Origin of the sequence: Kitasatospora sp. NPDC059160 (assembly GCF_042755465.1) — a bacterium.
In the GTDB taxonomy this organism is placed as follows: domain Bacteria; phylum Actinomycetota; class Actinomycetes; order Streptomycetales; family Streptomycetaceae; genus Kitasatospora.
On record NZ_JBHZCN010000159.1, the window covers coordinates 1 to 15,334 of the forward strand.

At 75.9% G+C, this 15,334-nt stretch carries 12 protein-coding genes; 7 read left to right on the forward strand and 5 right to left on the reverse strand.

Annotated features, from left to right (window positions below; translation table 11 throughout):
• Window positions 1–130: 130 nt before the first annotated feature.
• From ACFXOZ_RS39460 to ACFXOZ_RS39470, 3 genes are all read right to left on the reverse strand, one after another.
• Window positions 131–4,696, reverse strand: a complete 4,566-nt coding sequence (locus ACFXOZ_RS39460) for a hypothetical protein (protein ID WP_380594836.1) — start codon at window positions 4,694–4,696, stop codon at window positions 131–133.
• A gap of 42 nt (window positions 4,697–4,738) precedes the next feature.
• Window positions 4,739–5,614 carry a hypothetical protein gene (locus tag ACFXOZ_RS39465; protein ID WP_375892322.1) on the reverse strand — a complete coding sequence of 292 codons (876 nt, stop codon included), beginning with the start codon at window positions 5,612–5,614 and terminating at the stop codon, window positions 4,739–4,741.
• A 77-nt stretch (window positions 5,615–5,691) separates the two neighbouring features.
• Window positions 5,692–7,227 carry a hypothetical protein gene (locus ACFXOZ_RS39470; protein WP_375892422.1) on the reverse strand — a complete coding sequence of 512 codons (1,536 nt, stop codon included), beginning with the start codon at window positions 7,225–7,227 and terminating at the stop codon, window positions 5,692–5,694.
• A gap of 194 nt (window positions 7,228–7,421) precedes the next feature.
• Here ACFXOZ_RS39470 and ACFXOZ_RS39475 point away from each other — a divergent pair, with 194 nt between their 5' ends.
• From ACFXOZ_RS39475 to pxpB, 4 genes are all read left to right on the forward strand, one after another.
• Complete coding sequence (locus ACFXOZ_RS39475) at window positions 7,422–8,465, forward strand: IPT/TIG domain-containing protein (protein WP_380594838.1); 1,044 nt, start codon at window positions 7,422–7,424, stop codon at window positions 8,463–8,465.
• 232 nt (window positions 8,466–8,697) lie between these two features.
• Window positions 8,698–9,222 carry a hypothetical protein gene (locus ACFXOZ_RS39480; protein ID WP_380594840.1) on the forward strand — a complete coding sequence of 175 codons (525 nt, stop codon included), beginning with the start codon at window positions 8,698–8,700 and terminating at the stop codon, window positions 9,220–9,222.
• A gap of 143 nt (window positions 9,223–9,365) precedes the next feature.
• Window positions 9,366–10,142 (forward strand): LamB/YcsF family protein, encoded by a 777-nt coding sequence (locus ACFXOZ_RS39485; protein ID WP_375892327.1) that lies wholly within the window; start codon window positions 9,366–9,368, stop codon window positions 10,140–10,142.
• Between the two features lie 68 nt (window positions 10,143–10,210).
• Window positions 10,211–10,822, forward strand: a complete 612-nt coding sequence (gene pxpB / locus ACFXOZ_RS39490; RefSeq protein ID WP_380594846.1) for a 5-oxoprolinase subunit PxpB — start codon at window positions 10,211–10,213, stop codon at window positions 10,820–10,822.
• 69 nt (window positions 10,823–10,891) lie between these two features.
• On the opposite strand, the gene ACFXOZ_RS39495 is transcribed toward pxpB, so the two are convergent.
• Together ACFXOZ_RS39495 and ACFXOZ_RS39500 are read right to left on the reverse strand one after the other, a co-directional pair.
• The gene (locus ACFXOZ_RS39495) at window positions 10,892–11,818 is read right to left on the reverse strand and encodes an aminoglycoside phosphotransferase family protein (protein ID WP_380525626.1); all 927 of its coding nucleotides are present in this window, start codon (window positions 11,816–11,818) and stop codon (window positions 10,892–10,894) included.
• 33 nt (window positions 11,819–11,851) lie between these two features.
• Entirely contained in the window at window positions 11,852–12,631 is a 780-nt protein-coding gene (locus ACFXOZ_RS39500; protein WP_380594842.1) for an alpha/beta fold hydrolase, read from the reverse strand.
• A gap of 149 nt (window positions 12,632–12,780) precedes the next feature.
• Here ACFXOZ_RS39500 and ACFXOZ_RS39505 point away from each other — a divergent pair, with 149 nt between their 5' ends.
• The 3 genes from ACFXOZ_RS39505 to ACFXOZ_RS39515 all read left to right on the forward strand — a co-directional run bounded on the left by ACFXOZ_RS39505 (window position 12,781) and on the right by ACFXOZ_RS39515 (window position 15,176).
• Complete coding sequence (locus tag ACFXOZ_RS39505; RefSeq protein WP_375892330.1) at window positions 12,781–13,314, forward strand: PadR family transcriptional regulator; 534 nt, start codon at window positions 12,781–12,783, stop codon at window positions 13,312–13,314.
• A gap of 57 nt (window positions 13,315–13,371) precedes the next feature.
• Window positions 13,372–14,106, forward strand: a complete 735-nt coding sequence (locus ACFXOZ_RS39510; protein WP_380594843.1) for a class I SAM-dependent methyltransferase — start codon at window positions 13,372–13,374, stop codon at window positions 14,104–14,106.
• Window positions 14,107–14,333: 227 nt separating this feature from the next.
• The gene (locus ACFXOZ_RS39515; RefSeq protein WP_380525629.1) at window positions 14,334–15,176 is read left to right on the forward strand and encodes an undecaprenyl-diphosphate phosphatase; all 843 of its coding nucleotides are present in this window, start codon (window positions 14,334–14,336) and stop codon (window positions 15,174–15,176) included.
• Window positions 15,177–15,334: the final 158 nt, after the last annotated feature.

Genomic DNA, 15,334 nt, shown 5'->3' on the forward strand with positions numbered 1-15,334 from the left:
GGCGTTGGGGTGCGTGCATCGCAAGGCGGAGGAGGGAGCCCAATGCAGCGCATTGGCGACCGACGACAACGCGGCGAGGTGCGTGCCCCAACGCCGCCCCGCAGGCGGGAGTTCGGCGGCAGGCCGTGGTTCACGGCTGGGCGGGAACCTCCGCCGGGCGCTTGAACATCCGGGTGGCGGTGATCTCGCCGTGGATGGTCGGGCCGTCCGGGTCCTGCGGGGCGGGCAGGCCCGGGCGCAGGTGCTCCTCCACCGAGATGTACTTGAGGCCGGCCCGCAGGTCGGCGTCGTTGCGCAGGCGGATCACCAGCGGGAACTCGGCGAGCGCCGTGGTGTCGAACAGGCCGGTGGTGTAGATCAGCTGGACGCCGAGCGCGTCCGCCACCGCGCGCTGGAGCTCCAGCAGGTAGGTGGCGTTGGCGCGGCCGATCGGGTTGTCGAGGAACAGCGTGCCGGCGTGCCGCAGTTGGGACTGGCCGCGGTCGTTGGCGCGCAGCGCGGCCATCGTGCAGTAGAGCGCGATGGCGGCGGTGAGCAGCTGGCCGCCGGAGAAGACGTCGGACATCTGGCCGACGCTCACCCGCTCGGCGCGCAGCACCGCGTCGGGCTTGAGGATCTCGACGCTGACGCCCTTGGGGCCGATCGCGGCGGCGACGCCGCGCAGCAGCAGGGACATGCCGTCGCGGCGCAGGTCGCTGTTCTTCCGGACGGCGGCACGGGTGGCCTCGTCGATGACCTCGCCGAGGCGCTCCACCAGGGTGGTGTGGTCCGGGTCCTCGAAGCGGATCCGCAGGAACTCCTGGCCGGACCACTCCCCCAGGCCCTCGGGCAGCCGGGACAGCCGCTGGGCGGCCCGCAGGGTGGTGAGCGAGGACTCGACCAGTCCGCGCAGCCGGTCGACGATCGAGCCGCGGTTGCGCTCCAGCTGGGTGAGCTCGTCGGTGAGCACCCGCAGCCGGGGGGCGAAGGCGGTGGCCCAGGCGGCCGCGTGCTCGGGCAGCGCGGACGCGGGCAGCTCGCGGATCTGCTGGCGGGCGGGGGTGCGGACGGCCTCGTAGCGGGCCGCGTTGGCGTGCCGGACCAGGGCGTCGGAGGCGTCCCGGACGGCGAGTTCGGCGGAGGACAGCTCGCCGACGGACGTGCGCAGCGCGCGGCGGGCGTCGGTGGAGGCGTTGCGGGCCTCGGGCAGCGAGCCGAGGTAGGGCTCGACCGGCCGGCCGTCCTCCTCCTGCTGCTCGCGCAGGCCGTCGCGCAGCTGGCCGGCCAGCTCATCGAAGTCGGCGGCGGCGGACTGGGCGGCGTCGAAGGTGCGCTGGAGGTCGGCGTGCGCGGTGCGGGCGGTGTCGACGGCCTCGCGGCACTCGGCGAGCCGGCCGGTGGCCGTGCGCAGCAGGACCTGGGCGTGCTCGGGGTCGGCCGGGACGAGTTCCTCGGGCAGCTCGGTGTGCGCCTCACCGTCGGCCGGGGCGGAGCGCTCGGCCTCGCCGCGCAGGCGGCCGAGCTGCTCGCTGGCGGCGGCGGAGCGGGCCTCGATGGTGGCGACCAGCTCCTCGGCGCGGGCCGCGGCGGCCTGGCGGGCGGGGCCGTCGGCGCCGTCGGGGCTGCCGAGGAGTTCCTCGGCGCGGGTGCGGACCTTGTTGGTGAGGCGGTCGAGCTCGGTCGCGGCGGCGGCCTCGTCGCCCTCGGCGCGGGCCTGCTCGGCGCGCAGGTCGGCGCCGACGCCGACCTTCTCGTACAGCTGGGAGGCGGCCCGGTAGGCCTCGCGCAGGGCGGGCAGCGCGGCGGGGGCGGTCTGCTCGGCGGGCTCGTCGGCCTGCTCGGCGGCGGGGATCTCGGCGCGTTCGGCGCGCAGCGCGCGCACGGTGCGGCGGGCGTCGTCGGCGGCGCGCTGGGCGGCTCGGCGGTCCTCGTCGCAGGTGCGGGCGCGTTCGGCGCAGACGGCCTGGCGGCGGTCGCACTCGGCGGCGTCCTCGGCGAGTTCGCGCTGGCGGCGGGCCCAGGTGGCGCGCTCGCGCAGCCGGAAGGCGAGGCCGGAGAGGGCGTCGGCGCGGCGGCGGGCGCGCTGGGCGGCCTCCCGCTGCTCCTCGTGGGCGGAGGCGGCGGCCGCGTGGTCGGTCTCGGCCTCGTCGTGGTCGGAGCGCAGGGTGGCCAGCGCGGCGGCGGCCTGCTCGGCGTGCTCGCGGCCGGCCTCGGCGGCGGCGGCGAGTTCGGCGAGGGTGCCGGGCGGGCAGCTGGCGTGCCAGGAGGCGAGCCGGGCGGCGAGGGCGCGGTCGGCGCCGAGCCGGCCGGCGAGTTCGCGGATGTGCTCCTCGCGGGCGGCGGCGCGGGCGCGCAGTTCGCGGCGCTCGCCGTCGGCGGCGGACTCGTCGTGCATGGCCGGGTTCGGCGGCACCAGGAAGAAGGCGGGCCGGTCGGTGATCGGGGCGATCAGCGAGGCGGCGGCGCCGACGGCGACGGTGGAGCGGGGCAGCAGGGCGGCGGCCTGGAGGGCCTCGCGGGCGCGCTCCAGCGAGGCCGGGTCGGTGACGACCACGCCGTCCACCAGTTCGGGGCGGGCGGCGAGGATCGCCTCGTGGTCGGCGGGGTCGACGGACTGGGCGAGGTAGCGCCAGCCGGGCAGGGCGGGGATGCCGTGCTCGGCGAGGTACTCGACAGTGGCCAGCACGTCGGGGCCGGGCGGCAGCAGGCCGCCGTCACCGAGGGCGGCGAGGATGCGGGAGTCGTCGGCGGCGGCGGTGCGCAGGTCGAACAGGGTGCGTTCGGCGGTGGCGATGGCCTCGTCGAGGAGTTCGCGCAGGTACTCGGCGTTGCGGTCGAGCACGGCGGGGGTGAGGAAGCCGGCGTCCTCCTCGCCGCCGTCCTGGTACGGGGTGAGGGAGAGCAGGTCGGCGAGGCGCTGCTCGGTGGCGAGCAGGGCGGCGGTGCGCTGCTCGGCGGCCAGCGCGCGGGCCGCGTCCTTGCGGGCGTCGCCCGCCCGTTCGGCGGCGAGTTCGGCGCGGGAGGTGGCGGCGGCGGCCTCCCGCAGCCGGGTGGCGCAGGCCTCCGCGACGGTCCGGGCCTGGGCGAGGGCCGCGGCGGCGGCCTGCTCCACGTCGGCGGCGTGCAGGGCGGCGCGGGCCGGGTCCGCGTCGCCGTCGGAGTCGATGAACCCGGCCTCGACGGCGGCCTCGGTCTCCTGCTCGACCTCGGCGAGGCGCTGGCGCAGGTGCTCGGCCTCGCTGCGGGCCTTCTGGGCGGCGGTGGCGGCCTCGGTGGCGGCGGACTGGGCCTTGCCGCCGTCCTCCTGGAGCTCGCTCGCGCGCTGCTCCTCGGTGTCGGCGCGGGTCTCGGCGGCCGCGGCGGCGGCTTCCAGGGCGCGGGCGAGCGCGCCGGCGGCGCGGGCGCGGGCGGCGAGCGCCGGGGCGGCGTCCAGTTCGGCCTCGCGGATGGCGACGGCGACCCGGGCGACCCGGTCGGCGGCGGCGCGCTGGCGCAGCACGGCCTCGGCGGCCTGCCAGGCGGAGTGCAGGGTGCGGGCGTCGATGAGTTCGCGGCGCAGGGTGGCGGCCTCGGCGGTGGCCGCGGCGAGGCTCAGGGTGGCGTGCCGGTGGGTGAGTTCGTCGGCGATCAGGCTGTGCCGGGTGCGGTCGGACTCGGCGGCGGTGACGGCGCTCACGGCGGCGGCGACCTCGATGGCGAGGTCCTGGGCGCGGTCGCGTTCGGCGGCGGCGCGGGAGGTGAGGGCGTGGGCGAGGCGGCGGGCACGGCGTTCGGCGGTGCGGTGCGCCTCGCGGACGGTCTCGCGGGCGGCGGTGGCCTCGACGATGCGTTCCAGCAGGTCGAGCGAGCCGGCGGTGAAGTCGCGTTCGGCGGTGAGTTCGGAGCGCAGGCCGAGCTTGGCGGCGAAGCCGTGGACGAGGTCGGCCAGGCCGTCGGTGTCCCGGGTGTCGGTGACGGCGCGCAGCAGCAGGTCGGTGAAGTCCTTGTCCTGCTTGACCGCGAAGAGGCCGGCCGCCTCGCCCTCGTCGGCGTTCATCTCGCGCTGGTAGCGGAAGAGTTCGGGGTCGAGGCCGAGTTCGCCGAGGTGTTCGGTCCAGCGGTCGTGGCCGTCCTCGAAGACCAGGTCGAGGTGGGGGTGGGCCTTGCCGGCCTCGGTGAGGGCGTCGCGGAAGCCCTTCATGGTGCGGCGGCGGCCGCGGGCCTTCTGGTCGCCGACCAGGCTGACCCGTTCGGCGACGGGGAGCGAGTCGAGGGTGAGGCCGGGGCCGGGGCGGAAGGAGTACCAGGTCTCGGCGAACTTGCGCGGGTCGGAGGAGACCTGGCGGCCGCGCCACTCGCTGACCTTGCCGACCACGATCGGTTCGCCGGTGACGGTGTGCTGCCACTCCAGGGCGACGTGGCCGCAGTCGTCGGCGAGCAGGAACTTGCGCAGCACGCCGGAGCTGGCGCCGCCGAGGGTGTTGCGGTGGCCGGGCAGCATCACCGAGAAGATCAGCTTGAGCAGGACGGACTTGCCGCCGCCGTTCTCCAGGAAGAGCACGCCGGCCGGGGCGGGGCGGCGGACCGGGCCCTCGGTGTCCTCGCCGAACAGGCCGATCTGCTGCGGGGCCGGGTCGGCGACGGGCTCGCCGACGCCGCGCAGGTCGAGCACCGTGTCGGCGTAGCGCGCGCCGGCCGGTCCGATCGAGTAGAGGCGGACCCGGTTGAGCTCGTACATGTGCGGCGGTTCTCCGTGCGTCTTATGGGGTTGTCAGAGCGATCAGAGCGAGTGGAACGGCAGGCCGGCGTCGGCGACCAGCTCGTCGCCGGTGTCCGGCGGCAGCAGGCTGGCGGTGCCGTCGGAGACCGGGACGATGCCGAGGTCGAGCAGTTCGGCCATCGCGGCGCCGCCGGCCAGGTCGCGGACCTGGAGCTGGTAGCGGGCGGTGGTGCGGTAGGTGCCGCCGGAGTCGTCGGAGACCTTCTGCAGGAAGCCGGAGTCGACCAGGAACATCACCGCCTTGGCCACGATGCCGATGGTGGAGCCGGAGAGCCGGCGGGCGTCCTTGGTGGCGCCGGTGGCGGTGCGCCGGGCCCAGACCCGCCAGGCGGCCTCCAGCCCGGGGGCGTCGCTGGCCGGGTCGGTGTTGGCGCCCTCGGCGTCGGCCTGCTCCTCCAGGCGGCGGCAGGCCTGGCGGACGAAGGAGTCGACGCCGTTGACGGTGATCCGGCCGAGGTAGCCGTCGTCGGCGAGGTCCTCGGGGCGGGGGAAGGCCATCGCGGCGACGGCGAGGTGGGCCAGTCCGTGCAGGAAGCGGTCGGTGGACTCGGAGGCGGCGCGGCGCGAGTAGTCGCCCATCCGGACGGCGAACAGCGACTCCTCGGCGGCGGCGACGGCCATGCCGGCCCGCGGCGAGACCTCCAGGACCACCAGGCCCATGCCGGTGGCGACGGCGTCGGCGAGGCGGGCGAACGGCGGGTCCTCGCGGTGGCGGCGGACGAGTTCGGCGTACTCGGCGTCGCGGGCGGGGAGCAGCTTGGCCTGGAGGCCGAAGGAGACCAGCCGGGCGGCGTCGGCGACGTCGGCCGGGGTGATCGGCGCGGGGGCCGCGGGTTCGGTCTCGGCCGCCCAGGACGTGTCGTGGTGGGTCGTCACGGGCGGTGCTCCTCGGGGGTGGCGCGGTGGTGGTGGTTCGTCAACGTGGGTGCCTGTGGGTGTCGCGGCCGGGCCGGTCAGCCGGCGTCCTTGCGGTCGGCGGCCATGCCGACCGCGTCGAGCAGGGCGCTGCCGACGATCAGGTCGGCGCCGCCGAACTCCCGGTCGCGCAGCGGGGTGCCGTCGTCCACGGCGAACAGCAGCCGCTCCTCGCCCTGGCGGTAGGCGGTGCCGACCGGCGGGCTGGCCGCGTGCACGGCCAGCAGGGCCACCAGGTACGGGAGTTCCGGGTCCTGCCTGCGGGCGTCGGCGAGCAGGCCGGAGAGCCGGCGGGGGGCGTCCGGGGGCAGGTCGAGCAGGACCTGGGCGGCTTCCAGCTGGGCCTCGGAGAAGCGGCTGTCGTCCGGGGTGGCGACGAGGTCCGGGTCGGGCAGTTCGGCGCCGAGGTGCTCGCGCTCGACCGGCGGGGTGAGCAGCAGGTCGACCAGGTCGGCGACCCGGACCGAGACGGGGGTGCGCAGGCCGGCGCCGCGGGCGAAGAAGGCGCCGGTGGGCCGGACGGCCTGCTCCACCGGGAGCCGCAGCACGGGAGCGAGCAGCTGGCCGTACAGGTCGATTCCGCTGCGGGCGCCGGGGGCGGCGAAGGCCTGCCGGTCCTGCTCGGCGCGGAACAGCGGCCCGGCCTCCAGCAGCCGGGTCTGGAGCTGGGTGTGGCGGCGGATGCAGTCCTTGACGATGTCGACCAGTTCGGCGGCGCGGCGCTTGTGCTCCTGGTCCTCGGCCTCGTCGCGGGCCTTGCGGATGTTGGTGAGAATCGCGTTCTCGTGCCGGTAGCGGTCGGCGATGTGGTCCAGCGCCTCGTCGATGAGGTCGGGGACGGCCTGCATCCAGTCGACCGCGCGGACGTTGCGGCGGGTGGCGTCGAGGGCGCGGCGCAGCGTCTCGGCGTACTGGACGGTGCGGTAGCGGGCCTGTTCGGCGGCGAGCTGGGCGTCGGCCAGGCGGCCGCGGCGGATCAGCACCTCCAGCTTGACCTCGGCGGCGATCTGGGCCGAGGTGACGTCGGTGTCGAGCGCGCCGACCAGGACGTTGACCGCCTCGTCGGTGGTGCGCAGGTAGACGCCGCCGTCGGGGCCGGGGACCTCCTCGATCAGCTTGAAGTCGTAGTCCCGGCGGACGTACTCGCCGTCGGCGCCGAAGGTGCCGTAGACGGCGCGGAAGCCGCGGTCCACGCTGCCGACGTTGATCAGCGACTCCAGCACCCAGCGGGCGACCCGCTCGTGCTCGGGGGCGGGCCGGCGCGGGGCCTGGGCGGCGACCCGGGGCAGCATCCGGGCGAGCACTATCTCGCGGTCGGCCCCGGTGTCGAAGTCCATGTGCAGGGTGACCAGGTCGATCGCGGCGAGGCCGACCTCGGCCATCGCGTAGCCGCCGTACTCGCCGGCCAGGTTGACCTTGCGGTTGTCCAGGTCGTGCAGCGGGGCGGTGCAGGCCAGCGCCTTGAGCCGGCGGGCCAGGCCCTCGTCGGCGGCGGGGCCGGGCGCGGGCCGCGGTGCGGGCACGGCGGCGCCGGCGGCCGGGCGGAGGCCGGGCTCGGTGGGCGGGTCAGCGATGACGGTCACGGTGGACAAGATTAGAGGTTCGCACCGACATCGACCGAAACGGACCTTGTGGACGGGCGGAGCGGCAGCTGGGCGGCGGTCCCCGGGGCCGAAACGGAACGGGGTTTCGACGGGATTCCGCCATTCTCGAACGGTCATGCGAGAAAACCGTGAGGTCAGCGCGATGGTTCGGTGATGATCGACCCATGATCACCCGACTGGCGAAAGCCGGCCTCGCCGCCGCGCTGTCCGTGACCGTCCTCAGCACCGGTGCCGCCGTCGCCGCGGCGGCCCCCGGGGCGTCCTCCGCGTCGACCTCCGCCCAGCACGTGACCGTGTCGCAGAGCGGGAACTACCCCGGCGGCATCTTCACCTCCGGCAACATGTCGGCGAGCTGGACCTCCGCCGGCACCGCCGACCTGACCGGGCCGACCCACTTCACCGTCGACCTGCCGCCGGGCGTCACCACCGACGGCGCGATGTTCTACTCCACGCCGTACGACTACACCTTCACCGAGACCCTCTCCCCCGACGGCCGCCACCTGGAGGCCGTGCTCACCGGCACCCGGGTGGTCGGGAAGAGCGAGTTCATGAAGCTCAACCTGCGCACCACCCCGGGCGTGCCGATCGCCGGCGTGATCACGGTCACGGCCGCCAACCCCAACGACACCGACCCGACCGGGCACGTCTCCCGGTACGACCTCGGCAGCCGCGGCTACCTGCCGGCCACCGTCCAGGCCGCCCCGGCCGTCAGCGGCCTCGGCACCACCACCGGCCCGGGCACCGGCGGCACCGCGGTGACCGTCAACGGCAGCAACCTGTCCAACGGCATGGTGCTGGTCGGCGGCGTGCCCGCGCCGGGTACCTGCAACGACACCGCCTGCACGGTGACCACCCCCGGCGGATCGGGCAGCGCCCCGGTCAGCGTGGTGACCCCCGGCGGCACGGCCGCCTCCCCGGTCGCCTTCGACTACACCGGCGCCGCACCGGCGGCGCCGCCCGCGCCGGTGGTGAGCAACCTGACCACCAAGAGCGGGCCGGTGGCCGGCGGGACCCAGGTGTACCTCCAGGGCACCAACCTGACCTACGGCTCGATCACCTTCGGCGGGGTGCCGGCCGCGCACGTCTCCTGCGGGCCGTCCTTCTGCTCGGCGACCTCCCCGGCGGGCGCCGCGGCCGGGCCGGTGGACGTGGTGCTCACCACGGCGGGCGGCACCAGCGCGCCGGTGACGTTCACGTACACGGCGTAGCCGTTCCCCCTCCCGGTGCCCGGGTGCCGCTTCGGCGCCCGGGCACCGGTGCGTCCGGGGGCGGTCGCGAGGGGGCCGCGAGGGGGCGGCCGCCCACGGGTCGCCGGCTTCCCGGGGGCCGTGTTGAACACGTTCAAATCGAGGGTCTAGAGTCGGCCGTACGCAGACGGGACAAGGCCCGCCTGCACAACCGGCATGGGCGCGCGCCCGGCGCGCGCGGGAGGTGTGCGTGATGGACGGCGATCCTGCGGTCATCCTGCGGCGGATCCGGCGCTGGCTCGGGTTCTTCCTGGTCTGCCTGGTGCTGAGCGGCCTGACCGCCTTCCCGCTGGAGACCGAGACCGGCTGGCTGGTCGACCGCGCCTCCGGCCCGGCCGCCCCGCTGGCCGACCGCTTCCCGGGCGCCGCGGCCTGGTTCGAGCGGGTGCACACCGGCCTCGTCGAGACCAACCGGAGCTACCCCTTCCTGGCGTACGGCAGCGACTGGCTGGCCTTCGCCCACCTGGTGATCGGCGCCGCCTTCTGGGGGCCGCTCAAGGACCCGGTCCGCAACATCTGGGTGATCCGCTGGGCGGTGCTCGCCTGCGGCGCGGTGATCCCGCTGGCGCTGATCTGCGGACCGCTGCGCGGGATCCCGCTGGCGTGGCGATTCATCGACATGTCGTTCGGCGTCTTCGGTGTCGTTCCGCTGCTGATCGTGCTCCGCGCCCTGCGCCCGCTGGAACGTTCCTTCCAGGAACGCCTAGCCGCGAACTGAGCCGACCGCCCCGGGGTGCCGCCCCGGGGCGCGTGCGTGCAGGCTGCGCGCCGGTGGGCCCGTCGGCCGTCCGGGTGACGGGCAACGGGCTTCACCGCCAGGCCCTACCATCTGGCTCAACAGCTGCTGGGAGGCGGACGGGCGTGGCCGATGCGGTGATCGATCTCAATGCGGACCTCGGCGAGGGGTTCGGACGCTGGACCCTGACCGACGACGAGGCCCTGCTCTCCGTGGTGACCAGCGCCAACGTCGCCTGCGGCTTCCACGCCGGGGACCCGTCCACGATGCGCCGGGTCTGCGCGCTGGCCGCCGAACGCGGCGTCCGGATCGGCGCCCAGGTCTCCTACCGCGACCTCGCGGGCTTCGGCCGCCGCGCCATGGACGTCCCACCGGAGGAACTCGCCGACGAGATCGCCTACCAGATCGGCGCCCTCCAGGTCTTCGCCCGGGCCGCCGGCTCCCGGGTCTCCTACGTCAAACCGCACGGCGCGCTCTACAACCGGGTGGTCTCCGACTCCGAGCAGGCCGAGGCCGTGGTGGCCGGGGTGCTGCGGGCCGGCGCGGTCTGCGACGGGCCGCTGCCCGTCCTCGGACTGCCCGGCTCCCGGCTGCTCGCCGTCGCCGAGGGGGTCGGACTGCCGGTGGTCGCCGAGGCCTTCGCCGACCGCGCCTACACCTGGGCCGGCACCCTCGTGCCGCGCCGCGAGCCCGACGCGGTGGTGCACGACCCCGAAACGGTCATCACCCGGGCCGTCGGGATCGCCCGGGACCGCGCGGTGGAGGCCGTCGGCGGCGACCGGATCGCCGTCGAGGCGCGCTCGCTGTGCGTCCACGGCGACACCCCCGGCGCCGCCCAGCTCGCCTGGCGGATCCGTGGGGCGCTCGCCTCGGCCGGGGTGCGGGTCGAGGCGTTCGCGTGACGGGCGGCGCCGGGGAGCGGCCCGGCGGGGATCCGCTCGGCGCGGGCCCTCCCGGCGCGGGCCCGGCGGTGCGGCGGGTCGGCGAGCGGGCGCTGCTGGTCGAGCTCCCGGGGACGGCCGAGGTCGCCGCGCTGTACGGCTGGCTGCGCGACCGGCAGACCGGCGGGGAGCTCGGCGAGGTCGGCGAGATCGTGCCCGCCGCCCGCACCGTCCTGCTGGACGAGGTCGCGGACGTCACCGCGCTGGCGGCGCTGCTGCGCACCGCCCGCCCGACGGCGGCCACGACCGCGGGCGGGCCGCTGGTGGAGATCCCGACCGTGTACGACGGCGCCGACCTCGCGGAGGTCGCGGCCCGCTGGGGCGTCTCCGCCGAGGCGGCCGTACGGATCCACACCGAGCCCGAGTACGTGGTCGCCTTCTGCGGCTTCGCCCCCGGCTTCGGCTACCTCACCGGTCTGCCGCCGCGGTACGGGGTGCCGCGCCGGGCCACCCCGCGCAGCGCCGTCCCGACCGGCTCGGTGGCCCTGGCCGGGACGTACACCGGCGTCTATCCGAGCCCGTCCCCCGGCGGCTGGCAGCTGATCGGGCGGACGGCGCTGGCGCTCTGGGACCCGGCCCGGGAGCCGGCGGCCCTGCTGGCGCCGGGGGTACGGGTCCGGTTCACGGCGGTACGGGCGTAGCGGCGGGCCGGCCGGACCGGTGGCGGCGCGGGGGCCGCGTCCACGCCCGGTGGCGGCGCCGGACGCCCGTCAGCCCCGGCCCGACACCAGCTCCGCGATGACGCGTTGGCCCGGGTCGAGCGCCGTCTCCCCCTCCTCGGCCGCCCAGACCGCGTTCTGCAGGACCCGGGCGAGGGTCCAGGCGGCCGCCGCCTCCCGGTCCACCTCCAGCGCCTCCACCAGCAGGTCGAAGCGGCGCCGCAGCGCCCTGGCCGGGCTGCCGCCGGCCGTGACGTCCGCCCAGCGGTTGCGCAGCGCGGGCAGCAGCTCGAAGCCAGGGTGCCCGGCCAGCGGCTTGGGGTCGATCGCCAGCCAGGGTGCCCGGTCGGTGTCCGGCAGCGGGGCGAGGACGTTGCCGTGGTGCAGGTCCCAGTGCAGCAGGCGGTCGCCCGGTTCGGCGCGGACGGCACGGAGGGCGGCCGCGCAGTCGGCGAGCAGGCGCCGTTCGTCCGGGTCGGTGTGGGCGGCAGCCGCGGCCGGGGCGCGCAGCAGCAGCTCGTCCGCGACGTCGGCCAAGGTGCGCAGGCCGGGCGGCGCCTGACGGAGCGTCAACTGTCGCAGCAGTTCGGCGATCACCCGTACCGCCGCGAGGTCGTCGGCCATCGTGAGCAGCGAGCGGGACGGGTCCAGGCGCTCCAACAGCATGGCGCCGGTGGCGGGTTGGTGGTCGAGCAGCCGGACGGCGCCACAACCGCCCCAGGCCCGGAGGGCGAGCGGCTCGCCCACCGTCTCCTCGTCCACCGGCTGGAGCTTGAGCGCCGCGGGCGTACCGTCGGCGCGGCGCACCGGCAGCACCAGCGCGACCACGCCGTGGGCCGCCGGGCCGTCCGGGCGCAGCTCCCAGCGTTCGGCCGACTCGGCCGCCAGGGAGGGGAGTCGGGCCACCCAGGCGCGTCCCCGCGCGCCGAGGGACCCGGCCAGTGACGCGGCCAGTGCGGGCGGGACGGCGACGGGCATCGTACGGGCTCCTCTCCGGCGGTGCCGTCCAGCCTAGGACGTCCGCGCCGGCCCCCCGAGCGCCGTGGCGGCCGCCACCGCGAAGCCGTCCGGATTGTCGAGCATGATGGTGTGCCCGCAGTCCGGCACCGCCACCACCCGGACCCCGGCCGCGCGCAGGCCGTCGGCGTCCGCGGGGGCGTCCGCCTCCGGGTGGAGGAAGGTGCGCGGGAGGTCGAGTCCGAGCAGCAGGGCGCGCATGGTCGGCTCGCTGCCCCGGGCGAGGTGCACGGCGCTGCGGTGGAGGGCCTCGGGACCGGCCAGCCGCATGGTGGACCACCAGGACGGGCCGACCCGTTCGGCGACCTCCGCCCGGCCGCCGGCCAGGAACTCGGCCTCGGTGCGGGCCGCGATGCCGCTGCTGCCGATCCGCTCGGGGTCGGGGGCGATCGGGTCGAGGTTGGCGTCCACCAGGACCAGCCGGGAGACCAGCCCGGGGTGGCGGTGCGCCAGGACGATCGCGATCGCGCCTCCCATGCTGTGGGCGACCACCTCGACCTGCCGGAGCCCGGCCGCCGCGACGGCCGTGGCGACCGCGTCGGCGTGCTGCTCCAGGGTGTAGCCGAAGTCGGTGGGCCGGTCGCTGATCCCGAAGCCGAGCAGGTCGAGCAGCAGTGCGCGGCGTCCGGTGAGCAGCGGGTGGGCGGCGGCGGCCGCGAAGTAGACCGGTGAGCTGGCGCCGAGGCCGTGCAGGTAGAGCCGGGCGGGCTCGGCGCCGGGCAGCTCGACCCAGCGGATCCGGTCGCCGTTCGGGGTGACGGGGGCCTCGCGCACGTGCACACACTCCTGGGTCGGTTCGGGTCGGGTCGGGTCGCTCGGCGGTTCCGGTTCGGGACTGCCGAGGCCAGACCATACCTCGAAGTCGAGGTACACCGGAACCGATATACCGGCGCACCGAGACACCGATCTGGGAGAGTGGCCCCATGCTCAAGCTCGCGATCCTCGGCTTCCTGTACGACCGCCCACTGCACGGCTACGAACTGCGTCGCCACCTCGCCGCGCTCACCGGTCACATCCGCCCGATCAGCGACGGCTCGCTCTACCCCGCGATCAAGCGACTGGAGGCCGACGGCCTGCTGGTGCGCGAGACCGAGCCCGGCAGCGCCGCCGCGCCCCGGCACACCCTCCACCTGACCGGAGCCGGCCGCACCGCACTGCTCGACCGGCTGCGCGCGCCCGAGCCGCTCGACATCAGCGACGGCAACCGCTGGACCACCGTGGTCTCCTTCCTCCGCCACCTCGACGACCCGGCCGCCCAGGCCGCCGTACTCCGCCGCCGGCTGACCTTCCTGTCCGAGCCGGCCAGCTTCTTCTACGAGGGCGAGCGCCCGCGCAGCGCCGAGGAGTTCGCCGACCCCTTCCGGCGCGGCCTGCTGCTCACCGCCCGGGCCACCACCGAGGCCGAACTCGCCTGGCTGCGCGCCACCTTGGCGGATCTGGAGCTCCTGACGGGCTGACCGAAAGCCGCCCGGACCGCCTTCCCTCCCCGCCCCGCGCGTGTTCCGATGGCCCCCATGGGCAACGACTTGCACGAGAACGGCGGCGCGCACGGGCACGACGGGCGGCGTGAGGGCTACGAGGGCACGGGCGCGGGCGCGATCACGCCGGACGGCTGCGCGGTGGAGGTGTGGACCCGCCTCCCGGTGGGCGACGCCCCGGACGTGATCGAGGCGGCCGCCCCGCCCGGCGCCCGGATCCTCGAACTGGGCTGCGGCGTCGGCCGGATGACCCACCCGCTGGTCGAGCGCGGCTTCGCCGTGACGGCGGTGGACGAGTCCGCCGAGATGCTCGCCCGGGTACGCCCGGAGGTCCGTACGGTGCGCAGCCCGATCGAGCGGCTGGACCTCGGCGAGCGCTTCGACGTCGTGCTGCTCGCCTCCTTCCTGGTGCACGCCGGCGATCCGGCCGTCCGCCAGGGCCTGTTGGAGACCTGCCGCCGCCACGTCGCCGGGGACGGCTGCGTCCTGGTGCAGCGCGAGGGCGAGGACTGGCACCGGAACGTGCCGCGGGAGAGCCGGATCGCCGGGACGGACGGGGTGGCCAGGATCCTCTCGGCGACACCGGTCGGTGCCGGGGTGAATTCGGTCCGGACGGAGTACGTCTTCCCGGACGGCACCTGGACCCAGACCTTCCCGTCCCGCCCGCTCTCGACGGCGGCCTTCGAGGAGGCCCTGGCGGACGCCGGGCTGCGGATCGAGACGTACCTGACGGACGATCGGACCTGGGTCCGGGCCCGGCCCGCCGGCTAGCCCGGCGCGGGCCGGGTGCGAGCCCGGTGCGCAAAGTCCGATTAAAGGGTGAACAAAGAACTGTTACCTTCACCCCGTACCATCGGCCGCGCGCCGGGCCCGTGCGCGGCCCGGGGTCGCGCGGGTCGCGGTCGTCCGCACGCCCGCACGCCCGCTCCGACCCGCGAGGACCCGCCCATGCCGCACCCCCGCCACGCCCGCCCGATACCCCCGGCGGGTGTTCGGTGATCGACTGGTTCCACGGGGCCGTTCTCGGCCTGATCCAGGGGCTCACCGAGTTCCTGCCGATCTCCTCCAGCGCCCACCTGCGGGTGTTCTCGGCCCTGTTGGGCTGGGACGACCCGGGCGCCGCCTTCACCGCCGTGACCCAGCTCGGCACCGAGGCCGCCGTGCTGATCTACTTCCGCCGGGACATCGCCTCGATCGTCCGCACCTGGGCGCTGTCGCTGTTCCGCCCGGCGCTGCGCTCCGATCCGGACGCCCGGATGGGCTGGTTCGTGATCCTCGGGACGCTGCCGATCGGCGTCCTCGGCAAGCTGTTCCAGGACTCCATCGAGACCCACCTGCGCGACCTGCGGGTCATCGGCACCACGCTGATCGTGTTCGGCCTCGTCCTGGCCCTCGCGGACCGCACCCGCGCCGTCCGCCACGCCCGTCCGATCACCGACCTGACCCTGCCGCACGCGGCCGCCTACGGCTTCGCCCAGGCGCTGGCGCTGATCCCCGGGGTCTCCCGCTCCGGCGGCACGATCAGCGCGGGCCTGCTGCTCGGCTACAGCCGGGAGGCGGCGGCCCGCTACTCGTTCCTGCTCGCGATCCCGGCGGTGCTCGCCTCGGGGACGCTGGAGCTGTTCAAGATCGGCGAGGGCCCGGCGCCGGCCTGGGGTCCGACGATCCTGGCCACCCTGATCGCCTTCGCGGTCGGCTACGCGGCGATCGCCTGGTTCCTCAGGTACATCTCGAACAACAGTTTCCTGCCGTTCGTGGTGTACCGGGTGCTGCTCGGCGTTCTGATCATCGGTCTGGTGGCGGGCGGCGTGCTGGCGCCGGACGCGGGTTCGGTCAAGTAGAACGCGGTTCCACCAGTGGCGCCGGAACGGCCCGGGGAAACGGTGGGCCGGGGCACCGACACGGTGCCCCGGGCCACCCGGGGGCGGACGGAGCTACCGCGCGGGCGGCCGGGGGGTCAGCCGGGCGCGGGCGGGGGGGTGGACGCGGGCGGCCGCGG